At 66.5% G+C, this 22,048-nt stretch carries 23 protein-coding genes; 5 read left to right on the top strand and 18 right to left on the bottom strand.

Translation table 11 applies throughout. The features are described from left to right. The first annotated feature begins 70 nt into the window (after positions 1–70). Positions 71–2,488, top strand: a complete 2,418-nt coding sequence (locus C662_RS05095) for a penicillin-binding protein 1A (protein WP_002925793.1) — start codon at positions 71–73, stop codon at positions 2,486–2,488. Positions 2,489–2,494: 6 nt separating this feature from the next. On the opposite strand, the gene cyaY is transcribed toward C662_RS05095, so the two are convergent. Then, on the bottom strand, positions 2,495–2,821 hold the full coding sequence (gene cyaY, locus C662_RS05090) for an iron donor protein CyaY (RefSeq protein WP_002925792.1): 327 nt from the start codon (positions 2,819–2,821) through the stop codon (positions 2,495–2,497). 45 nt (positions 2,822–2,866) lie between these two features. On the opposite strand from cyaY, the gene lptM reads away from it, so the two are divergent. Both lptM and lysA read left to right on the top strand, forming a co-directional pair. Further along, positions 2,867–3,034 carry an LPS translocon maturation chaperone LptM gene (lptM, locus tag C662_RS19990; RefSeq protein ID WP_232431661.1) on the top strand — a complete coding sequence of 56 codons (168 nt, stop codon included), beginning with the start codon at positions 2,867–2,869 and terminating at the stop codon, positions 3,032–3,034. Further along, complete coding sequence (lysA, locus tag C662_RS05085) at positions 3,031–4,311, top strand: diaminopimelate decarboxylase (RefSeq protein ID WP_002925789.1); 1,281 nt, start codon at positions 3,031–3,033, stop codon at positions 4,309–4,311. The genes lptM and lysA overlap by 4 nt, the downstream gene beginning before the upstream one ends. A gap of 48 nt (positions 4,312–4,359) precedes the next feature. Here the strand turns inward: lysA and C662_RS05080 are convergent, their stop codons facing one another. Continuing rightward, entirely contained in the window at positions 4,360–4,725 is a 366-nt protein-coding gene (locus C662_RS05080; RefSeq protein WP_002925787.1) for a hypothetical protein, read from the bottom strand. Between the two features lie 164 nt (positions 4,726–4,889). On the opposite strand from C662_RS05080, the gene dacB reads away from it, so the two are divergent. Further along, positions 4,890–6,314 carry a D-alanyl-D-alanine carboxypeptidase/D-alanyl-D-alanine endopeptidase gene (gene dacB / locus C662_RS05075; RefSeq protein ID WP_002925786.1) on the top strand — a complete coding sequence of 475 codons (1,425 nt, stop codon included), beginning with the start codon at positions 4,890–4,892 and terminating at the stop codon, positions 6,312–6,314. On the opposite strand, the gene C662_RS05070 is transcribed toward dacB, so the two are convergent. From C662_RS05070 to C662_RS05025, 10 genes are all read right to left on the bottom strand, one after another. Then, positions 6,315–6,728, bottom strand: a complete 414-nt coding sequence (locus C662_RS05070) for a DUF4870 family protein (RefSeq protein ID WP_002925785.1) — start codon at positions 6,726–6,728, stop codon at positions 6,315–6,317. A 126-nt stretch (positions 6,729–6,854) separates the two neighbouring features. Beyond that, complete coding sequence (ubiD, locus tag C662_RS05065; RefSeq protein ID WP_002925784.1) at positions 6,855–8,345, bottom strand: 4-hydroxy-3-polyprenylbenzoate decarboxylase; 1,491 nt, start codon at positions 8,343–8,345, stop codon at positions 6,855–6,857. Positions 8,346–8,442: 97 nt separating this feature from the next. After that, complete coding sequence (gene pyrF / locus C662_RS05060) at positions 8,443–9,267, bottom strand: orotidine-5'-phosphate decarboxylase (RefSeq protein ID WP_002925782.1); 825 nt, start codon at positions 9,265–9,267, stop codon at positions 8,443–8,445. Between the two features lie 76 nt (positions 9,268–9,343). Then, positions 9,344–10,225: a 4-hydroxybenzoate octaprenyltransferase gene (gene ubiA, locus C662_RS05055; RefSeq protein ID WP_002925778.1), complete on the bottom strand. Its 882-nt coding sequence runs from the start codon at positions 10,223–10,225 to the stop codon at positions 9,344–9,346. Then, positions 10,222–10,791 (bottom strand): chorismate--pyruvate lyase family protein, encoded by a 570-nt coding sequence (locus C662_RS05050; RefSeq protein WP_198291880.1) that lies wholly within the window; start codon positions 10,789–10,791, stop codon positions 10,222–10,224. The genes ubiA and C662_RS05050 overlap by 4 nt, the downstream gene beginning before the upstream one ends. A 92-nt stretch (positions 10,792–10,883) precedes the next feature. After that, entirely contained in the window at positions 10,884–12,938 is a 2,055-nt protein-coding gene (gene recG, locus C662_RS05045; RefSeq protein WP_037984176.1) for an ATP-dependent DNA helicase RecG, read from the bottom strand. A 30-nt stretch (positions 12,939–12,968) separates the two neighbouring features. Continuing rightward, positions 12,969–13,349: a Rid family detoxifying hydrolase gene (locus C662_RS05040; protein WP_002925771.1), complete on the bottom strand. Its 381-nt coding sequence runs from the start codon at positions 13,347–13,349 to the stop codon at positions 12,969–12,971. 93 nt (positions 13,350–13,442) lie between these two features. Further along, on the bottom strand, positions 13,443–13,886 hold the full coding sequence (gene fliW / locus C662_RS05035) for a flagellar assembly protein FliW (RefSeq protein WP_002925769.1): 444 nt from the start codon (positions 13,884–13,886) through the stop codon (positions 13,443–13,445). 56 nt (positions 13,887–13,942) lie between these two features. Next, positions 13,943–14,518 carry an SPOR domain-containing protein gene (locus tag C662_RS05030; protein WP_002925768.1) on the bottom strand — a complete coding sequence of 192 codons (576 nt, stop codon included), beginning with the start codon at positions 14,516–14,518 and terminating at the stop codon, positions 13,943–13,945. Further along, complete coding sequence (locus C662_RS05025; protein WP_002925767.1) at positions 14,515–15,060, bottom strand: DUF2802 domain-containing protein; 546 nt, start codon at positions 15,058–15,060, stop codon at positions 14,515–14,517. Before C662_RS05025 ends, C662_RS05030 begins: the two co-directional genes overlap by 4 nt. A 157-nt stretch (positions 15,061–15,217) precedes the next feature. On the opposite strand from C662_RS05025, the gene C662_RS05020 reads away from it, so the two are divergent. Further along, positions 15,218–16,000, top strand: coding sequence for a YdcF family protein (locus C662_RS05020; protein ID WP_002925766.1), 783 nt, complete (start codon positions 15,218–15,220; stop codon positions 15,998–16,000). A gap of 74 nt (positions 16,001–16,074) precedes the next feature. Here the strand turns inward: C662_RS05020 and nqrF are convergent, their stop codons facing one another. From nqrF to C662_RS04990, 6 genes are read right to left on the bottom strand one after another with little or no spacing between them, the layout of a single operon-like run. Further along, positions 16,075–17,298 carry an NADH:ubiquinone reductase (Na(+)-transporting) subunit F gene (gene nqrF / locus C662_RS05015; protein ID WP_002925765.1) on the bottom strand — a complete coding sequence of 408 codons (1,224 nt, stop codon included), beginning with the start codon at positions 17,296–17,298 and terminating at the stop codon, positions 16,075–16,077. Between the two features lie 15 nt (positions 17,299–17,313). Further along, on the bottom strand, positions 17,314–17,922 hold the full coding sequence (gene nqrE, locus C662_RS05010) for an NADH:ubiquinone reductase (Na(+)-transporting) subunit E (protein ID WP_002925764.1): 609 nt from the start codon (positions 17,920–17,922) through the stop codon (positions 17,314–17,316). After that, a complete protein-coding gene (locus C662_RS05005; RefSeq protein ID WP_002925763.1) occupies positions 17,922–18,587 on the bottom strand; it encodes an NADH:ubiquinone reductase (Na(+)-transporting) subunit D in 666 nt (221 codons plus the stop codon). The genes nqrE and C662_RS05005 overlap by 1 nt, the downstream gene beginning before the upstream one ends. A 2-nt stretch (positions 18,588–18,589) precedes the next feature. Then, positions 18,590–19,378, bottom strand: a complete 789-nt coding sequence (locus C662_RS05000) for a Na(+)-translocating NADH-quinone reductase subunit C (RefSeq protein WP_002925760.1) — start codon at positions 19,376–19,378, stop codon at positions 18,590–18,592. Beyond that, positions 19,368–20,582, bottom strand: coding sequence for an NADH:ubiquinone reductase (Na(+)-transporting) subunit B (locus tag C662_RS04995; RefSeq protein WP_002925759.1), 1,215 nt, complete (start codon positions 20,580–20,582; stop codon positions 19,368–19,370). The genes C662_RS05000 and C662_RS04995 overlap by 11 nt, the downstream gene beginning before the upstream one ends. Before the next feature lie 2 nt (positions 20,583–20,584). After that, positions 20,585–21,937 carry a Na(+)-translocating NADH-quinone reductase subunit A gene (locus C662_RS04990; RefSeq protein WP_002925756.1) on the bottom strand — a complete coding sequence of 451 codons (1,353 nt, stop codon included), beginning with the start codon at positions 21,935–21,937 and terminating at the stop codon, positions 20,585–20,587. Positions 21,938–22,048 lie beyond the last annotated feature (111 nt).

The following is a 22,048-nucleotide window of genomic DNA, read 5'->3' as shown; positions in this document are numbered from 1 at the left end:
AGGATCGACTGGGGCCAGACTTGCGCTTCCCTTATAATGCCTGCCCACCTGCCACAACCCCGGATTTCCCATGCGCTGGGTCCTGTATCCGATCACAGCGCTGCTTGCGCTGATCACTCTCGGCCTCGCCACACTTGCGGCGATGGCCTTTTTTGCCTGGCCGAATCTCCCTGCCCTCGACACGCTCACCGACTACCGGCCGCGCGTGCCGCTGCGAGTATATACGGCGGACGGCCACCTCATCGGCGAATTCGGCGAAGAACGCCGTGATGTAGTTCGCATCGCCGACGTTCCGTCGACGCTGAAGCACGCCATCCTGGCCGCCGAAGACGAGCGTTTCTACGAGCACCCCGGGATCGACCTGGTCGGTCTTGCGCGCGCGGCGATCGCCAATCTATCGACCGGAGGCCGCGGCCAGGGCGCATCGACGATCACCATGCAGGTTGCGCGCAACTTCTTTCTTTCGCGCGAGAAGACCTACAACCGCAAGCTCTACGAGATCCTGCTCTCGCTCAAGATCGAGCAGAACCTCAGCAAGGACCAGATCCTCGAGCTCTACATCAACCAGATCTTCCTCGGGCAGCGCGCCTATGGCTTCTCTGCAGCTGCGCGCGCCTACTACGGCAAGACACTCGACCAGCTGAACCTGCCCGAAGCGGCCATGCTTGCCGGCCTGCCCAAGGCGCCCTCTGCCTTCAACCCGATCGTCAATCCGGCACGCGCAGCGGTACGCCAGCAATACGTGCTGCGCCGCATGCTCGAGGCTGGCTATATCAGCAGTACGCAATACGAAGAGGCGCTTGCATTCGCCACCCCGAAGCAGAGCCAGCGCGACATCGCGGCTGCCCGCAAGAACCAGGACATCGTCGTGCCCGGCGACCATGTCGCGGAGATGGCGCGCCAGATTGCCGTCGAACAGTTCGGCGAGCAGGCCTACGAACTGGGTATCCGCATCGTCACCACGGTGACCCGCAAGGACCAGGAGGCCGCCTATGCCGCCCTGCGTCGCGGCGTGCTCGACTATGACCGCCGCCACGGCTACCGCGGCCCGGAGGCATTTGTCGACCTGCCCTCGGGAATGGTCGACGCCGCGCGCCTGGACGAAGCGCTGAGCGACCACAGCGACCATGGCGACCTGCTCGCGGCACTGGTCGTCAAGGCTTCGCCCAAGGAGGTCGTTGCCTACCGCAGAGGCCAGCAGATCACGATCAGCGGCAAAGGCCTCGCCTTCGTTGCCCCCATGCTCGCCGAAAAGGCGCCACAGAGCCGCCGCATCCGCCCCGGCGCTGTCGTGCGCCTGCGCAACAGCGGCAACGACGCCTGGGAGATTGCCCAGCTACCCGAGGTGCAGGCCGCCCTCGTGTCGATCGACTCGCGCACTGGCGCGGTGCGCGCCCTGGTTGGCGGTTTCGACTTCAATCGCAACAAGTTCAACCACGTCACCCAAGCGCTGCGCCAGCCTGGATCGAGCTTCAAGCCCTTCATCTACTCGGCTGCGCTCGAGCGCGAGTTCGGCCCGGGCAACGTGCTTGCCGACGAACCGCTCTACTACCCGGCCGGCGTCACCGGCAGCAAGGCCTGGGAGCCCAAGAACTACGACGGCCGCTATGCCGGGCCGATGACCCTGCGCGAATCGCTCGCACGCTCCAAGAACATGGTCGCGATCCGCCTGCTCGAGCAGATCACCCCGGAGTATGCCCGCGACTACCTCACCCGCTTTGGCTTCGATGGCGCGCGCAACCCGGCCTACCTGACGCTGGCACTGGGCGCAGGCGCAGCGACGCCCTGGGAGATGGCCGCGGGCTATGCGGTATTCGCCAACGGCGGCTATCGCATAGAGCCCTATATCGTGAAGGAGATCTACGATGGCAACGGTCGCCTGATCGCCCGCACCGACCCGCCGGTCGCAGGCCAGAGCGCACCGCGTGTGATCGACGCCCGCAATGCCTGGCTCATGGACTCGATGATGCGCGACGTGGTCCAGAGTGGCACGGCGACCCGCGCGCGCAGCCTCAAGCGCACCGACCTCGCCGGCAAGACCGGGACGACAAACGACTATGTCGACGCCTGGTTCTGCGGCTATCACCCCGAACTTGTAGCCGTGGCCTGGGTCGGCCACAGCCAGCCGCGCAACCTGGGGCGCGGCGAGACGGGCGGCGCGGCGGCGCTGCCGATCTGGATCAACTACATGGCCAGCGCCCTGGAAGGCGTGCCCGAAACACAGCTGCCACGCCCCAACGGGCTGATCCTGGTCGACAATGGCCTGGGTACGCGACAGGACTTCCACTACGCGGAATACGCGCCCCCCGAGCCGCCTGCCGCGCCGGACTGGCTGCAACAGATGTTCGCAGCCGACACCTCACCGGCCATGGAAGCCCCCAGCGAGGCGATCCCGCCCGCGCCGCCTGCGCGCCTGCCCCCCTTGCCCCCTCCGGCCCAGGCTCCGGCACCCGTGGTGGATCGCATGCCGACCCCCATCGGGCGCTGAGCTCGCTCAGGCTTGCGGATTCAGCTGCACGGGCTGATCGGCCTGGGCGGTAACGAGGTCCGCAAGCATGGCCCACAGCTCACGGCCGTCACGCGTATTGACCCAACTTTCACCCTGGAAGCGGAAGTGAAAACCGCCCGACTTCGCCGCAACCCAGATCTCCCGCGCGGCGGTGTGACGGTTGATGATCATCTTGCTGCCATTGTCGAACTCGAGCTCGAGGATGCCGCCCGGCTTGGGTTCGATATCGATGTCCGCCCCACACGCCTCGAGTGCGGTCTCGATGCGGGCGAGCTCGGCTTCGGCAAGGGCGTTGAATGCAGACTCTTCCATGCTGATTCCTTCTGTTAGGATTCCGGTTTTTCCAGAATGACGGCCATGCGAGCCAAACTCACCGCGATCGCGCTTGCCTGCGCGCTGCTGTCGGCATGCGGCATCAAAGGCCCGCTCTACCTGCCTGCCCCCGGCGGACAGGCCCCGGCGGGCGCCGATCATAACAAACCCATCGTCCCTGCGGACCTGCGCCCGGAACGCCTGATCGAATGAACGCCAACACCCCTGCCTGCCCCAACCTGCCGGTACCCACGCTGCAGCTGCGCGAAGGCGCACTCTGGCTCGAGGAGCGGCCGCTGACCGACATCGCAGCGCGCTTCGGCACGCCCACCTACGTCTATTCCCGGGCCGCGCTCGAGTCGGCCTTCACGGCATGGCAAGAGGCACTCGCCGGCCGCCGCGCCCTGGTGTGCTATGCGGTCAAGGCCAACTCGAACCTGGGCATCCTGTCGGTATTCGCGCGCCTGGGCGCCGGCTTCGACATCGTGTCGGCAGGCGAGCTTGCACGCGTGCTGGCCGCAGGCGGACGTGCCGACCGCATCGTCTTCTCCGGCGTCGGCAAGACCGCAGCCGAGATGCGCATCGCCCTCGAGGCGGGCATCCGCTGCTTCAACGTCGAGTCTGCGGCAGAACTCGAGCGCCTGAACGCCGTGGCCGGCGAGCTCGGCAGCACGGCACCAATCGCCTTGCGCGTGAATCCCGATGTCGACCCGAAGACCCACCCCTACATCTCGACCGGACTGAAGGGCAACAAGTTCGGCGTCGCCTTCGCCGACGCGTTCGCGCTCTATCAGCGCGCAGCCGCGCTGCCGAACCTGCGCGTCGCAGGCATCGCCTGCCACATCGGCTCCCAGCTCCTCGACCCGGCACCGACGGCCGAGGCCGCACAGAAGCTGCTCGATCTGGTCGACCGGCTCGGTGCCGCGGGCATTGCCCTTGAGCACATCGACCTCGGCGGCGGACTTGGCATCCGCTACCGTGACGAGATGCCGCCGACGGTGGCCGACTACCTCGCCCCCCTGCTGGCTGTATTCGCAGGGCGCGAGGAAAAGCTGTGCTTCGAGCCCGGACGCTCCCTGGTCGGCAACGCCGGCCTGCTGCTCACCCGCATCGAGTACCTCAAGCCAGGCGAGACGAAGAACTTCGCGATCGTCGATGCCGCCATGAACGACCTTGCCCGCCCAGCGCTCTACGATGCCTGGCACGAGGTGGTCGCCGTAACCCCGCATGACGGCGACGAGCAGGTGTACGAAATTGTCGGACCGATCTGCGAAAGTGGCGATTTCCTTGCCCATGACCGCAGTCTGAAGGTCAACGCCGGCGACCTGCTCGCCATCCTGTCCGCCGGCGCCTATGGCATGACGATGAGCTCGAACTACAATACGCGCCCGCGTGCGGCAGAGGTGCTCATCGACGGCAGCGAAATGCACGAGATCCGCCGCCGCGAGACCGTTGCCGAACTGTTTGCCGCAGAACGCACGCTGGCCTGACGCAGTGGGGCCGTGCCCGCGCCGGCCCCGTTCACCCTCATCGCAGCTTCACCCCTCCATGGCGGGAACAGGGTCGGCGTCGCGCACCACCCCGGCGTCGTAGGCCTCATAGAGGGCGCGCCCAAATGCCTTCCAGGCCGGCCCACCGTGGGTATGCATGCCCACCTCCGCGCTCTGGCGCATGTTCTCGAACATCAGCTCGGAAAGCGCGAACAGCTCTCCGGTGAGCTTTTCCTGTCGAATGGGACTGCGCAGCATCTTCATCATGCAACCCGGCGTGCAGCTCAGCGCTCTCGCCGCCAGCTCACGCAGGCGCGCGGCATCCTGCCAGTCGATGCCGATTGCAATACCGCGCTTGACGATCTCACGCTCAAGCTCGTCTGCAGTGCGCTCGTAGTGTCCGAATCCGCTCATAATCCGATCCTTTCCGGCAAGCTGTGTGCCGCTGGTAACGCAACCCATGCTGCATTGCGTGATTTCCATTGCCTTATGTTTGCAATGCTAATCCAGTCTGCAGCCAGATCGTCAGTGAATCCGGCACGAACATGACGCATTTACGCAGGATAAGCCTTATTTTTATGCCCATCAGCAAGGCCTTCGTACTCGCGCTGATGCTCTGTGCAGCGCAACAAACCAGTGCCAGCACCACCCTGCCGGCCAGCGTGCGCCTCGCACTCGACGCCGCACGAATTCCGGTGGATGCGGTTTCCATCTGGGTGCAGCCGGTCGACACCGGCGCTCAGCCTACACTGGCAGTCAACGCCGAGCGCGCGATGAACCCCGCCTCGGTGATGAAACTGGTCACCGCCTTCGCTGCGCTCGAGCAACTAGGCCCGGCGCATACCTGGCGTACCGAGATTGCCATGTCGGGGCGCGTACGCGAAGGCGTGCTGCACGGAGACCTCTTCCTCGTCGGCGGCGCCGACCCGGTGCTCGGCTATGACCGCCTGTGGAAACTGCTGCGCCGGCTGCGTGCACTGGGTATCGAGCGCATCGAGGGCGACATCGTGCTCGATGCGTCAGCGCTGCGCCTGCCACCCCACGACCCCGATGCCTTCGACGGACGCGGCCTGCGCCCCTACAACAGCGGTCCACACGGCCTGTTGCTGCACTACAACACCCTGCTGCTCGGACTCTACCCGGGCAAGGGCGCCAACGAGCCGGTCACCCTTGCCGCCGAGCCGCCGCTCGCGGGCATCGTCATCGACAACCGCATCCTCACCTCCAACGCCCCCTGCGGGACCTGGTACCGCGACCTGCAGGCCAGCGTCGAAGGCGGGCGTCGACTGGTGCTGAGCGGCACCCTACCCGCCGCCTGCGGCCCGCGCACATGGAGTGCCGCACCTCTCCCGCCAGCCGAATTCGGCATCGCCCTGGTCGCCGCGCTGTGGAGCGAAGTCGGCGGACACCTGGGCGGCAGCGTGCGTGCGGGCGTGCGTCCGGCCAGCGGCACGCAACCGCTGTTCAGCGACGATTCGCCGCCCCTTGCCGAAATCATCCGCGACATGAACAAGTGGTCGAGCAACGTCATCGCGCGCCAGCTGCTGGCCAGCCTTGGGACGGCGCATCAGGACGCAGCGGACATGGTGGTCGGCGGCGCACGCGTCGCGAGCGCCCAGCTCGCCGCCGCAGGCATCGCCACCGAGGGGCTGGTCATCGACAACGGCTCCGGCCTGTCACGCATCGAGCGCATCCGCGCCGACAGCCTCGGCCGCATGTTGGTAGCGGCCTGGCAGCGTCCGTGGATGCCCGAGTACATCGCCGCGCTGCCAATGGCGGGCGTAGATGGCACGGCGCGCCGCCGCCTGGCGGGCAGCCCGGCCAACGGTCAGGCCCACATCAAGACCGGCACGCTCAACGGCGTGCGCGCGATCGGCGGCTACTTGCTCGACCGTAATGGCCACCGCCATGCGGTGGTGATGATGGTCAATCACCCTGAGGCCCACAACAGCGCCGAGGCACAGGATGCCCTGCTCGAATGGCTGTGGACGGCAACGCCCTGATCAGTCCATCGGCAGGCCGCGCCGCTGCGTCAGCACCCACCAGCCACGCACCACGCGGTACAGGATCCACAGCCCGGCGAGCAGGATAACCAGGATCGCGAAGGGCACGCCGATCACGGTCAGCACCATCAGCACCGCCACAGCGACCCACATCACTGCGAACCAGAAGGTGCGGATCTGCCAGCGGAAGTGGCTCTCCAGCCAGGTACCGCGTACCGCCGTCTGGTTCCAGTAGTTGATGACCACCGCCGCGATCGACGGCAGGCTGGCAATGAAGCTGAAGATGATGGTCGCCGAGCCGGCCACCGCGGTGAACACCGCGAAGGCGTGCAGGGCATACACCAGATGGGTCACCGTGACCATGTTCTCGGACGGCTGGCCGGCGGCCAGCGGGGCCGGGTGGGGGCTGTTCATCGAAGCTCCTCGTAGCGCGGACCGCGCCAAGGCGTCCGCACCGGATGGATGGGTGGGCGAAGCGCGGACCATGCCGCGAATCCGCAGACAACGCAACCGCAAGACGCAAGCTGGCCGGTCTGCCGCCTACAGTCCGAGCTCGCCCCACATCGCGTCCACCCGCGCCTTGACTGCGTCGTCCATGACGATCGGCGTGCCCCACTCGCGGTTGGTCTCACCCGGCCACTTGTTGGTCGCATCCAGGCCCATCTTGCTGCCCAGGCCGGCAACCGGGCTGGCGAAGTCGAGATAGTCGATCGGCGTGTTATCGACCAGGGTGGTGTCGCGAGTGGCGTCCATGCGCGTGGTGAGCGCCCAGATCACCTCCTTCCAGTCACGGATGTTCACATCCTCGTCCACCACGATGATGAACTTGGTGTACATGAACTGGCGCAGGAAGCTCCAGATGCCGAACATGACGCGCTTGGCGTGGCCCGGGTACTGCTTCCTGATGCTGACCACCGCCAGGCGGTAGGAGCAGCCCTCGGGCGGCAGATAGAAATCGACGATCTCGGTGAACTGCTTCTGCAGCAGCGGCACGAAGACTTCATTCAGCGCCACGCCCAGCATCGCCGGCTCGTCGGGCGGCTTGCCGGTATAGGTGCTGTGGTAGATCGGCTCGCGGCGCATGGTGATGCGCTCGATGGTGAACACCGGGAAGTCGGAAACCTCATTGTAGTAGCCGGTGTGGTCGCCGTACGGCCCTTCGGGCGCCATGTCGTTCGGATGAATCACGCCTTCGAGCACGATCTCGCTCGATGCCGGCACCTGCAAATCGTTGCCAATGCACTTCACCAGCTCGGTCTTGGCACCGCGCAGCAGGCCGGCGAACTGGTACTCAGAGATCGTATCCGGCACCGGCGTCACGGCACCGAGGATGGTGGCCGGATCGCAGCCGAGCACGACCGACACCGGGAAAGGCTCGCCCGGATGCGCGCGCTGGTGCTCGAGAAAGTCCAGCGCACCGCCGCGATGCGCCAGCCAGCGCATGATCACTCTGTTGCGGCCGATCACCTGCTGACGGTAGATGCCCAGGTTCTGACGCTTCTTGTGCGGCCCACGCGTCACCACCAGGCCCCAGGTGATCAGTGGCGCCGCATCCCCCGGCCAGCAGTGCTGGATCGGCAGCCTGGCGAGGTCGATCTCGTCACCCTGCCACACCACTTGCTGGCAGGGGGCGGAACGTACCTCCTTGGGCGCCATGTTCAGCACCTGCTTGAGTACCGGCAGCTTCTCCCAGGCGTCCTTGAGGCCCTTGGGCGGCTCGGGCTCCTTGAGGTAGGCGAGCAGTTTTCCGACTTCGCGCAGCGGCGTGCTCCAGTTGCCGTCGGCGACGTCCTCACCCATGCCCATCGCCACCCGTTGCGGCGTACCGAAGAGATTGGCGAGCACCGGGATGGACTGCGCCACACCCTTGGTCACCGGCTTCTCGAACAACAGCGCGGGGCCACCCGCGCGCAGCACGCGGTCGGCGATCTCGGTCATCTCGAGGTGGGTGTCTACCGGAACGGTGATGCGCTTGAGCTCGCCGCGCGCCTCGAGCTGGGAGATGAAGTCGCGGAGGTCGTCGTATTTCATGCTGGGCGTCTCGTGATGGATGCGGGCCACGGCAGGCACGGGCGCTGGTGGACGCCGCATCCGGCTGGAAGTTGCAGCCGCGGTGGCGTGCGCGCGCTCAGCGCTGGGCGTTGATCGCGTCGCGGGTGTCGAGCGCCACCTGGCGCGCGGCATCGGCGAAGTCCTCGCCCTTGCCGGCATAGAGCACGGCGCGCGAGGAGTTGATCATCAGCCCGGTGCCGTTCGCCGTGCGGCCCGCCGCGAGCGTGGCGGCGATGTCGCCGCCCTGGGCACCGATGCCGGGCACCAGCAGCGGCATGTCCCCGGTGAGTTCGCGCACGCGCGCGATCTCGGCCGGGAAGGTGGCGCCGACCACGAGGCCGCAATTGCCGCTGGCGTTCCAGTCCTCGGCGACGGTACGGGCCACGTGCTCATAGAGCTTCATGCGGCCGTGCGGGGTGTCGACCTCGAGGAACTGGAGATCCGAACCGCCCGGGTTGGAGGTGCGGCAGAGCAGGATTACGCCCTTGTCGGGCCAGGCCAGATAGGGGTCGACCGAATCGCGCCCCATGTAAGGGTTGACCGTGATGGCATCGGCCTTGAAGCGCTCGAAAGCCTCCACGGCGTACTGCTCGGCCGTGCTGCCGATATCTCCACGCTTGGCGTCGAGGATCACCGGGGTGGCGGGATGGGCAGCGTGGATGTGGGCGATCAGCGCCTCGAGCTGGTCCTCGGCACGGTGGGCCGCGAAATAGGCGATCTGCGGCTTGAAGCAGCACACCAGGTCGGCGGTGGCGTCCACGATGGCCTTGCAGAACTCGAAAATGGCATCGGGTCGACCCTGCAGATGGGCCGGGAGCTTGGCAGGATCGGGGTCGAGGCCGACACAGAGCAGGCTGTCGCGCTGCTGCCAGGCAGCCTGGAGGGCGGTCATGAAGTGCATGGGCAGGTCCGGAAAGAGGCGTTCAGGCGCAAAAGGGGGGCAAGCGCAAAGGGGGTTCGGGCACGACGCACGACGCTCAAGCCGCGCGCAGCAGATGGTCGAGGACGATGCCGGCGAACACGGCGGCACCGAACCAGTTGTTGTGGCGGAAGGCCTTGAAGCACGCCGCACGCTCGCGGCCGCGGATCAGGACATAGTGGTAGCCGGCGATGCCGGCCGCGAGGACGAGGCCGAGGTAGTAGGCCGCTCCCGCCGAGATCATCCCGCCCACGACAGCCAGCAGGGCAATTGCGCCCGCGTAGCACAGCATGACCGCGGCCACGTCGAAGCGGCCGAAGGTGATGGCCGAGGTCTTGATGCCGATCTTGAGATCATCCGGGCGGTCGACCATGGCGTACTCGGTGTCGTAGGCGATGGTCCACAGGGTGTTGGCGAGCAGCATCAGCCAGGCGAGGGCGGGAACCGTGCCCTGCACCGCCGCAAAACCCATCGGGATGCTGAAGCCGAAGGCCAGGCCCAGGTAGGCCTGCGGCAGCGCGAAGAAGCGCTTGGTGAAGGGATAGCTGGCGGCGAGAAAGAGCGCGGGTATCGACATCCAGATCACCAGCGCGTCGAGCGGCAGCACAAGCAGGAAGGCAAGCACGGCGAGCCCCCCTGCCAGCCACAGCGCCTCGCGCGTGCTCACCGCACCGGTCGCCAGCGGCCGGTTGGCAGTGCGCTCGACATGGCCATCGAAGTCGCGGTCGGCATAGTCGTTGATCACGCAGCCGGCCGAACGCATCAGAAAGGTGCCGAGCACGAAGATGAGCAGGATGTGCAGCGGCGGCCAGCCCTCTGCCGCCACCCACAGCGCCCACAGTGTCGGCCACAGCAGCAGCAGCGTGCCGATCGGCTTGTCGATGCGCATCAGGCGGGCATACAGGGGCAGGCGGTCGGCGAGAGGCATCGTCTGGATCATTGTGACAGGTCGAAGATCGCGGGCAGGAAGAACTCGCTCACCATGAGCGCACGGCCGTGAAGGCGGAACAATGAGCGCCGTCCCCACAGGTCGTGCCCGAGGACCCCGGCGCTGGTGGCGGAGGCAAGCACTGCACTTGCCCGATGATAGCGCGCGTCACGGCGGTCGAGCCGGGCGCAGGTGAGCGGCGAGCGCGCGATGGCAGGGTCGGCAAACAGTGCGGCGCCAAGCGGCCGTGCGCCAAGACCGTGGAACAGATTCCACGCGCCGCGCACGTTGGCGCGCGGCAGCAGGGAGCGCGCGAAGACCACCGGCCGGCCATCGGCCATCAGCAGCACCTCGCGCACCCACACCCGCTCACCCGGACGCAGGCCAAGCACCGCAGCCTCGTCGCGCTGGGCCTGACCCAAGCCCTGGCGCAGCACGCGCACGGCGAAACGACCACAACGCGCCTTGATGCGGGCCGTCAGCGACGCGGGATCGGTCAGCCAGGGGCGCAGCAGCGGCGGCAGCGTGGCGCGCGGCGGCACCGGGTGCCAGGTTTCGTGGTGAATTCGGGTGCGCATGAACAGAGAAACGGACGGAGGCCGGCATTCTACCAACCTCGCAGGTCGACACCGCGCGCATGAGCGCTCAGCGACACCGCGCGCATGAGTTCTCAGGCCTGCAGCAAGCCCTCGCGCGCACCCAGCCAGCGCCGCATCAACGCATCTGCGCGCGCCGGCTCGTGCGCCAGCAGATGCTCGGCCAGCTCGCGTGCGGGATCGATCAGGTCGCCGTCGTCTTCCAGGCTGGCGTAACGCAGCAAGGGCACGCCGCTCTGACGCGCACCCACAAACTCTCCCGGGCCGCGGATGCGCAGGTCGGCGCGTGCGATCTCGAAGCCGTCGGTGTGCTCGAAGATGACCTTCAAGCGCTCACGACCGGTCTGCGACAGGGGTTGGGCGTAGATCAGGATGCACACCGACTCCACCGTTCCACGCCCGACCCGACCGCGCAGCTGGTGGAGCTGGGCAAGGCCGAAGCGCTCGGCGTGCTCGATCACCATCAGGCTGGCATTGGGGACATCCACACCGACCTCGATGACCGTGGTGGCTACCAGCACGTCAAGTTCGCCGGCCGCAAAGGCAGCCATGGTCGCGGACTTCTCGTCACTCTTCAGGCGGCCATGGACGAGCCCCACGCGCAGCTCGGGCAGCGCCGCGACCAGCGTGTCGTAGGTCTCCTGCGCGGTCTGCAGCTGCAAGGCTTCGGACTCCTCGATGAGCGGACAGACCCAGTAGGCCTGACGGCCGCCCAGGCAGGCTGCGCGCACGCGGGCGACCACTTCGTCGCGCCGTGCGTCCGACACCAACCGGGTGCGGATCGGCGTGCGCCCCGGCGGCAGCTCGTCGAGCACCGAGACGTCGAGGTCGGCGTAATGCGTCATCGCCAGGGTGCGCGGTATCGGCGTGGCCGACATCATGAGCATGTGCGGACGCTGCCCGAAGGCCCCCTTCTCGCGCAGCGCAAGGCGCTGGCGAACGCCGAAGCGGTGCTGCTCGTCGACCACCGCAAGCGCAAGCCGCGGCAGGTTGACCGGGTCTTCCAGCAGCGCATGGGTGCCCACTGCGAGAAGCACCTCGCCGCGCTGCAGGCGCGCAAGCGCTGCCTCGCGCTCACGCTTGCGCCGGCTGCCCGACAACCAGGCCAGCTGGAGACCGAGCGGCTCGAACCAGGCGGCGAGCTTGCGGTGGTGCTGTTCGGCAAGGATCTCGGTCGGCGCCATCATCGCCGCCTGCCAGCCGTTCTCGGCCGCCTGCAGCATGGCAAGCGCCGCCACCAGGGTCTTGCCCGAGCCCACGTCGCCCTGCAACAGGCGCTGCATGGGGTGCGGCGCGGCAAGGTCCGCGGCGATCTCCGCCGCCGCCCGGCGCTGCGCGCCCGTGGGCGCAAAGGGCAGCACATCGAGCAGCGCCGCTGTCAGCGCACGCGTGTCGGGCAGGGGCACGGCCGAGCGCGCGCGACGGGCAAGGTAGGCGCGCCGCAGCGACAGCTGCTGTACCAGCAGTTCCTCGAACTTCATGCGCCGCCAGGCCGGGTGCTGGCGCGACTCCAGATCCGCCGGCGAGACATCAGGTGAGGGGCAATGCAGGGCCTTCAAGGCCTCGGCAAAGCCGGGCAGGTCGAGCTGTGTCAGCCAATCGCCAGGCAGCAGCTCATCGAGGCGTTCGCTGCGCAGCGCACGCGCCACCAGCTTGCGCAAGGTCGCCTGGCCAAGGCCGGCCGTGGTGGGATACACCGGTGTGAGCGCCTCGGGCAGGCCCTCGCCGGCCTCCACCGCGCGTACGCGCGGATGCACCATCTCATCGCCGAAGAAGCCGCCCCGCACCTCGCCGAACAGGCGAACGCGGCGACCGACGGCAAGCTGCTGCTTCTGCGAAGGGTAGAAATTGAGCCAGCGCGCGACCAGCGCACCTGAAGCGTCGGCGATGCGTGCAACCAGCTGCCTGCGCGGCCGCAGCACCACCTCGCAGGACACCACCTCGCCCTCCACCTGGGCCGGCCAACCCGGTCGCGCACTGGCGATCGGCGTCAGCCTGGTCTCGTCCTCATAGCGCAGGGGCAGGTGCAGCAGCAGGTCGCGCGGGCCACGCAGATCGAGCTTCGCCAGGCGAGCGGCAAGCTGGCTACCCACGCCCTCCCAGCCGCGCGCCGGCTCCACTGCGCCCACGACCCGACCCGGCCCGCCGCTGACGGGGGCTCAGTCGAGAACCAGCACCAGGTCGGCCTCGACCAGGGCGCCGCGCGGCAACTCGCGAACACCGACCGTCGCGCGCGCGGGATAGGGCTCGGCGAAGTAGCGCGTCATGATCTCGTTGACGACACCAAAGTTGGCCAGATCGGTAAGGTAGATATTGATCTTGACCACATCGGCAAAGCCCCCACCCGCAGCGGCGGCCACCGCCTTCAGGTTGTCGAACACGCGCACGGCCTGCGCTTCGACACCGTCGGCGAGCTGCATGCTGACCGGATCGAGACCGATCTGACCGGAGAGGAAAACCTGGTTGCCGACCTTGACGGCCTGCGAATATGGGCCGATCGCAGCCGGGGCATCGGGCGTGGAAATGATCTGTCTCGCCATGGGTGAAGCTCCAAGTTCGTAAAGGCCGCATTGTAACCGGCGCGCGGTGGCACACAGCCGCAGGCGCACCTGCGCTCTGCTTCAAACGCCAGGTCAGCTCTGCGCGCGCAGCGTAATCTCGCAACCCAGCTTGCTGATGACCTTCTGCAGGCCCCTGCGGGTGGCCGCATTGATGACGAGTGGCGCCATGAAATTCGCACGCAGGCCGGTGGACGCAGGCCCGGCCTCATCTTCGGCCTCCCGGCGGATGATGACCGCCACCGCGGCATCTGCGGGCTCGCTCAGTTGCAGCAGGGCAAGCTCTTCGTCGTCCAGCTCGAACTCGAAGTTGATGCCCAGACGCTCGGGCCCCGTCACCGAGAACGCAACCTCGGCGTCATCGAGGCTCTGCAGCAGGAAGACGTCGGGGTCATGGCCCTCCTCATGCACCAGCGCAAAGCGGCGGCAATGCTCGAAACCCGGCAGGCCTGCGGGGAAATCGAGGACTTTCTCGTCGGCGATCTCGATGTTGCCGAAGACAGGGCTCTTGATCTGCATCTCTCACTCCTAGGTTGTTATCCGACAGGGGGCTCGCACAGCCCTTCAACGACGCTTCATCTGGACCGGGGTGGCACAAGGATGCCTTCGGGCTCCCCTGCCTTGCGCAACGCAGCCTGAGCCCGCTCCGCTGCACGCCGGTCCGCAAATGGGCCGACGACGACCCGGCTCTGGATACGGGCCTCCATGCCAGCCTCCGCAAGGCGCTCGTACACCGCCAGCGCGTTGCTCACGTCCCCGAACACGCCCAGCTGGAGATAAATCCCCTCTCCGCCCGGCTGCACCGCAGCCAGCGGCAGCAGCACGCCCGCCACGGGCACGGCGGGCGCAATGGCTGTGGACGCATCCGCCTGTACCTGTGCTGGCGAATCGACAAGGCGCTCGACAACCGCACCCAGGCCGGAGGTTTCATCCGGCACGACCTTTGTGTCCGCAACCGGCGTCTGCACCCGCTCGGGATCCGGCGCCACCGGCAGCGCGGACGCCACGGCGGACGGTCGGGGCTGGCGCTCACCGTAAGCAAGAAGAAGAACCCCGAGCACGACTGCCCCGGCCAGGGCCAGCCCGGCGCGGCGCAGTGCGCGACGGCGGAGCGCACCCGCCTCACCCCGAAGGCCCGGCGGCAAATTCATGAATGCCCACCCGCGCCTTTCGCCACCACGAGGACGAGCTCGGCCTCGGCCAGGGTGATCCCGCAGCGCTCGGCAATCATGCCGGCGTTGAGGCCCTGGCGCGCAAGCACCAAGGCCTCGCTGTATTCGGGCGACGAGCCAGGCTCGATGAGCTCGTGCGACTGGCGCGCGCTCAGATCATCGATGTCGGCCAGCAGGTTGGCGATCTCCTCCTGCTGGCGGGCGACAACGCCTTCGAGCGCGGCGAGCTGGCGCTGCAGATGCTGGTTCTCGAGCTGGAGCCGGAAGCGCTCGTCGTCCGCGCCGGCTTGGGCAGGCGCTGCCACGGCAGCAGGCTGCGCGCCCAGGTCCTTGCGCAGCACCGGCGCGTAGTCGACATGGTCATCATCGTCGCCCTCGTCCGGCGCAGCGCCTGTCGCAGCCCCGGGATCACGCCCGGAGCGCCTCTCCGCCCCACCCCTCAGCGCCAGCAGAAACTGCCATGCCGCATAGCCGGCCAACACCGCCACCGCCAGCCAGAGCAACTCGCGCGGCGCCATCATTGCCCCACGCCGCCGCGCAACGGCCGGAGGCCGCGGACACGGTCGCAACTTGAATGGGACGAAGGATGCGATCGAGACATGTCGCTCGGCACAATTGGAATGCACGGATAATACTGCCGCCCTCCCTCACCCACAAATCACGATGGACCACGGCGCGATGGACCTCGCACTCACCCCCCTGCTGTTCTGGCTCAAGAAGATCGTCGCCGCACTGGTCCTGCCGCCGCTCCTGCCCCTGCTGCCAATCGTGCTCGGCCTGCTGCTGGGCATGCGCTGGCGCCGCCTCGGCAACGCCCTGGCGTGGTCCGGCGTGGCGCTGAACCTGTTGCTGATAAGCCCACCAAGCGTGAGCTGGCTGGTACGCCAGGTCGAACATGCACAAGCCCTCGAGGCGGATGCAGCCCGGCGGGCGCAGGCGATCGTGATCCTTGGTGCAGGCCGGCGCAGCCACGCACCCGAGTTCGGCGGCGAGACGGTCAATCGCCTTGCGCTCGAGCGCCTGCGTTACGGTGCGCGGCTGGCGCGCGAAACCGGACTGCCGATTCTCGTCACAGGCGGCACGGTCCGCGACGAGACACCCGAAGCGCAGCTCATGCAGGCAGCCCTGCGCGAAGACTTCGGGCTGGAGGCGCGCTGGGTGGAGACAGCGGCGCGCGACACACGCGAGAATGCCCGCTTCTCCGCCGTGCATCTGGGTGCGGCGGACATCGACGCCGTGCTGCTCGTGACCCACGCGATGCACATGAAGCGGGCACAGGCGGAGTTCGAGGCTGCAGGCCTGGCGGTCATCCCGGCCCCCACCGCCTGGCTCGGGGGCGGCGAGGACGATGCAGGCGCCGATCAGGCCCTGCCCCTGCTGCCCAGCCAGAACACGGCCTATGCGGGCTGGTTCGCACTCCATGAACTGCTCGGCGGGCTCGCCTACCGCTGGAGTCGCTGAAGTCCAGCGCCAGGACGAAAAAAACCGGTGCGGGCAATCGCCGGCACCGGTTGTTCTTGAAGCGAAGACGCGGATCAGCCGCCGAAGTCGTCGAGCATGATGTTCTCGCGCTCCACGCCGAGGTCGAGCAGCATCTTGATCACTGCGGCGTTCATCATCGGTGGGCCGCACATGTAGAACTCGCAGTCCTCGGGCGCCGGGTGGTCCTTGAGGTAGTTCTCGTACAGCACGTTGTGGATGAAGCCGGTGTAGCCCGTCCAGTTGTCCTCGGGAAGCGGGTCGGACAGCGCCAGGTGCCACTTGAAGTTGGGGTTTTCGGCGGCGAGCTTGTCGAACTCCTCGACGTAGAAGGCCTCGCGCATCGAGCGCGCGCCATACCAGAAGCTGATCTTGCGCTGGCTGCTCAGTCGCTTGAGCTGATCGAAGATGTGCGAGCGCATCGGCGCCATGCCAGCGCCACCACCGATGAAGACCATCTCATGATCGGTCTCGCGCGCGAAGAACTCGCCGAAGGGCCCGTACACCGTGACCTTGTCGCCCTTCTTGAGGTTGAACACCCACGACGACATCTTGCCCGGCGGGATGTCGTCACGACCCGGCGGGGGCGATGCGACGCGGATGTTGAACTTCACCACGCCCTTCTCGTCCGGGTAGTTCGCCATCGAGTAGGCGCGGATGGTGGTCTCGTCAACCTTGGACACGTAGCGCCACAGGTTGAACTTGTCCCAGTCGCCGCGGTACTCGTCCTGAATGTCGAAGTCCTTGTAGCTGACGACGTGTGGCGGGCACTCGAGCTGAACGTAACCGCCGGCGCGGAAGTGGACGTCCTCGCCTTCGGGCAGGCGCAGGGTGAGCTCCTTGATGAAGGTCGCGACGTTCGGGTTGGACTCGACCGTGCACTCCCACTTCTTCACGCCGAACACTTCCTCGGGCACCTCGACCTTCATGTCCTGCTTGACGGCGGTCTGGCACGAAAGGCGCCAGCCCTCGCGCGCGTCGCGCTTGGTGAAGTGCGACTCCTCGGTGGGCAGCATCGAACCGCCGCCTTCCTTGACGATGCACTTGCACTGCGCGCAGGTACCGCCGCCGCCGCAGGCCGAAGGCAGGAAGAGACCGCTCTCGGCCAGGGTCTGCAGCAGCTTGCCGCCGGCCGGCACGGTGATCTTCTTCTCGCCGTTGATGTCGATGGTGACGTCGCCGCTGGCGACGAGCTTTGAACGGGCAAACAGGATGACCACCGCCAACAGCAGCACCGTTGCGGTGAACATGCCGATGCCCAGTACGATTTCCGGATTCATCTTTTCATTGCCTCCTTACAGCTGCACGCCCGAGAAGGACATGAAGCCCAGGGACATCAGACCGATGGTGATGAAGGTGATGCCCAGGCCCTGCAGGCCATCCGGCACGTCGCTGTACTTCAGCTTCTCGCGGATGGCTGCCAGCAGCGCGATCGCCAGGCCCCAGGAGAAGCCCGAGCCCAGCCCGTACACCACCGACTCGCTGAAGTTGTAGTCGCGCTCGACCATGAACAGCACCCCGCCCATGATCGCGCAGTTGACCGTGATCAGCGGCAGGAACACGCCCAGCGCGTTGTAGAGGCTGGGCACGAACTTGTCGAGCAGCATCTCGAGGATCTGCACCGTCGCCGCGATGATGCCGATGAAGGACAGCAGGCCGATGAAGGACAGGTCCACATCCGGCATACCGGCCCAGGCCAGCGCGCCGTCGGCGAGGAAGGTGTGATAGACGAGGTTGTTGAGCGGCACGGTGATGGTCTGCACCACGACCACTGCGACACCCAGACCGATCGCGGTCTCGACCTTCTTGGAGATGGCGATGAAGGTGCACATCCCCAGGAAGAAGGCCAGCGCCATGTTCTCGATGAACACGGCACGAACAAAGAGGCTCAGGTAGTGTTCCATCAGAAGGCCTCCTTGCGCACCTGGTGTGCCATCTTGAACTGGTTGTGCTCGACCTGGTCACGCTTCCACTCGCGCAGCCCCCAGATCAGGAAGCCGATCAGGAAGAAGGCCGAAGGCGGCAGCAGCAGCAGGCCATTCGGCTGATACCACCCGCCCTCGGTCACCGGCTGCAGGATGGTGACACCGAACAGCTTGCCTGCACCGAACAGTTCGCGCACGAAACCCACCGCGATCAGCACCATGCTGTAGCCCAGGCCGTTGCCGATACCGTCGAGGAAGGACAACATCGGCGGGTTCTGCATCGCGAAACCCTCGGCACGTCCCATCACGATACAGTTGGTGATGATCAGGCCGACGAACACCGACAGCTGCTTGGACAGGCTGTAGGCAAAGGCCTTCAGGGTCTGGTCCACCACGATCACCAGCGAGGCGATGATCACCACCTGCACGATCATGCGGATCGAGCTCGGGATCTGCGCCCGGATCAGCGACACGAACAGGTTGGAAAAACCGGTCACCAGGGTGAGCGCGATCGACATCACAAGCGCAGTGTTGAGATTGGTCGTCACCGCCAGCGCAGAACAGATGCCCAGCATCTGCAGTGCGATCGGGTTGTTGTTGAAGACCGGATTGAGCAGGACTTCCTTTGGAGTGAGCTTGGCCATGATCACGCCTCCTTCGAACGCAGCTTGGCGAGGAAGGGGCCGAAGCCCTGCTCACCCAGCCAGAAATGGAGCAGGTTGTTGACGCCGTTGCTGGTCAGCGTCGCACCTGCCAGGCCGTCGACCTGATAGGCCGCCATGCTCGCCTGCGGATCGACCGTGCCCTTGACGATCTCGACTGCCAGCTGCCCTTGGTCATCGAACAGACGCTTGCCCGCCCACTGGTTGCGCCAGCGCGGGTTGTCCACCTCGCCACCCAGGCCCGGCGTCTCCGCATGCTGGTGAAAACCAAGGCCGACCACCGTGTTCAGGTCGCCCTTGAGCGCCATGAAACCGTGCAGGGTCGACCACAGGCCATAGCCGCGGATCGGCAGGATCAGGGTCTCGATGCCGCCCTGTGCATCCTCGATCATGTAGACCGTAGTGAAGCGCTCGCGACGCTTGATCGAGGCCACGTCCTCCGCCTTGGACAGGCGCACGGACTGCTGCGGGTCCTTGGCCGCCTTGAGCGGGTCGAAAGTAACGGCGTCGAAGTCGTCGGCGAACTCGCCGGTCTCGAGGTTGACCAGGCGTGCCTTGATGGTCTCGCCGAACAGCGCACGCACCTGGGCGGCGGGCAATTCCCGCCCGCCCATGCCAGCGATCGCGGCGATGCTGCGCTGCTTGTCGAGCAGGCGATTCTGGGTCTGCAGCGGCTTGAGCGACACCGCTGCCCCGGCCACGAAGACGGAGCTGACGAGACTGACCGCCAGCGCCACCTTCAGGGTACGGGATGTGGATTCCTTATTGGACATCGCGCGCGAGCCTCCGCTTGATGTTGGCCGCCACCACGAAGTGGTCGATCAGCGGCGCGAAAAGGTTGCCGAACAGGATGGCCAGCATGATGCCTTCCGGGAAGGCCGGATTTACCACGCGGATGAGCACGGTCATGACGCCGATCAGCGCACCGAAGATCCACTTGCCGGTGTTGGTCATCGATGCCGACACCGGGTCGGTGGCCATGAAGATCATGCCGAAGGCGAAGCCGCCCATCACCAGGTGCCAGTACCAGGGCATCGCGAACATCGGGTTGGTGTCCGAGCCGATAGCGTTGAACAGCAGACTCATCGCCACCATGCCCAGGAAAACGCCGAGCACGATGCGCCAGGCCGCGATCTTCATGATCAGCAGCACCGCGCCACCGAGCAGGATCGCCAGCGTGCTGGTCTCGCCGATCGAGCCATGCACCGTGCCGAGGAAGGCATCCCACCAGGTGATACCACCGGCCATGATCGCCTCCAGGCCACCCGAGGCGCCGAAGGACAGCATGGTTGCGCCGGTGTAGCCATCGACCGCCGTCCATACCGCATCACCCGACATCTGCGCCGGGTAGGCGAAGTACAGGAAGGCACGACCGGTCAGCGCCGGATTGAGGAAGTTCTTGCCCGTACCGCCGAAGACCTCCTTGCCGACCACCACGCCGAAGCTGATGCCGAGCGCGACCTGCCAGAGCGGCATGTCGGGCGGACAGATCAGCGCGAACAGCACCGAGGTGACGAAGAAGCCCTCGTTGACCTCGTGCTTGCGGATGGAGGCGAACAGCACCTCCCAGAAGCCGCCGACGATGAAGGTGGTGAGGTAGATCGGCAGGAAGTAGGCCGCGCCATGCAGGAAATTGGCCCACAGGCTGCCAGGATCGAAGCCGGCAATGCCGCCCAGCAGCGCGAAGCGCCAGCCCTCCTGGGCCGCCATCAGTTCGGCGTTGGCCGCAAGGATGGTGTTGGCCTGATAGCCGACGTTCCACATGCCGAAGAACATGGCCGGAAAGGTGCACAGCCACACCGTGATCATCATGCGCTTGAGGTCTAGACCGTCGCGCACGTGAGCGGTGGTGCGGGTGACACTGCCGGGCTTGAACAAGCCGGTGTCGATGGCTTCGTACAAGGCGTAGAACTTCTCGTACTTGCCGCCCTTTTCGAAATGATGCTCGATGCTGTCGAGCCAGGAGCGCAGACCCATTCTCAACCCTCCTTCTCGATGCGTGTGAGGTTATCCCGCAGGATGGGACCGTATTCGTACTTGCCCGCGCACACATAGGTGCACAGCGCGAGATCTTCCTCGTCGAGCTCCAGCGCGCCGAGCTTCTGCGCCGTATCGGTGTCGCCGACGATGAGCGCACGCAACAGCTGAGTGGGCAGTACGTCGAGCGGCATCACCTCTTCGTAGTTGCCGACCGGCACCATCGCGCGCGGACTGCCGTTGGTCGAAGTCGTGAAGTCGAACAGCTTGCCCGCCGACAGTTTGGATATGTAGAGGTTGAGCACCGAATGCTTCTCCGCACCGGCGCGCAGGTAGTGCAGCATCTCGCGCTGCGTACCTTCCTCCAGGCAGGAGGCCTGCAGGTGATAGCGGCCGAGGTAGGCACAGGCGCCGCGCGAAGTGCGACCACCGAACACCGAGCCGGAAATCACGCGCACTTTCTTGCCGACCTTGACCTCGCCAGCAGTGAGTTCATCCAGGCTGGCGCCCAGGCGCGTACGCACCAGACGCGGGTTCGAAACCATCGGCCCGCCTAGCGCGATCACACGCTCGGTCCACAGCCGGCCGGTGGCGAACAGCTTGCCGATCGCGATCACGTCCTGGTAGTTGAGGTACCACACGCTCTTGTGCGCACTGACCGGATCGATGAAATGGATGTGCGTGCCCGCCAGCCCCGCAGGGTGCGGGCCGTCGAAAGTCTCGCCAGTGATGCCGCCCTGGCCCACGCCAGGCATCTGCGTGCCCTCGGCATGACAGACGACAACGCGGGCGATGCGCGCCAGCACGCGCAGGCCGCGCGCGAAGTCTTCCTTGTACTCGGCGATGACCACGGTGGGGTCGGCCGCGAGCGGGTGGGTGTCGATGGCGGTGACGAAGATCGACCGCGGCTTGGCGTCGATCGCCGGCACCTTGCTGTACGGACGCGTGCGCAGTGCGGTCCACAAACCGGATTCGATCAGGCTTTCGCGCACCTTTGCGTCGTCGAGGGCATCGATCTGCGCATCGCTGTAGCGTGCGAACTCGACAGCGCTGTCGGCAGCGTCCTCGCCCTCCAGGTCGATCACCACCGATTGCAGCACGCGCTGCTCACCGCGATGAATCGCACTGATCGTGCCGGCACCGGGCGCGGTAAACACCACGCCTGGCGTCTTCTTGTCGGAAAAAAGGACCTGCCCCAGCTTCACCCGGTCGCCGACCTGAACCGCCATGGTCGGCTTCATACCGTGGTAGTCGAAGCCGATGACGGCCACGCTGCGCACGGGACGACCGTCCTCGATACGCTGCGCAGGTGCGCCGGTGATGGGCAGGTCCAGACCGCGTTTGATTCTTATCATGCGCCTCTCGCCCAAAGACTCGTGGGAATGGACGAGACCGCCGTCTGGCCGTCACCGGGCCCCTCAGCCCGGCGACGTCGGGCCGGTCCCGCGTCTACAAACGCACGGATT

Source organism: Thauera sp. 28, assembly GCF_000310145.2.
In the GTDB taxonomy this organism is placed as follows: Bacteria; Pseudomonadota; Gammaproteobacteria; order Burkholderiales; family Rhodocyclaceae; genus Thauera; species Thauera mechernichensis.
Note: the sequence above shows the minus strand (reverse complement) of the source record. Positions and strands in the feature narration are given on the sequence as shown.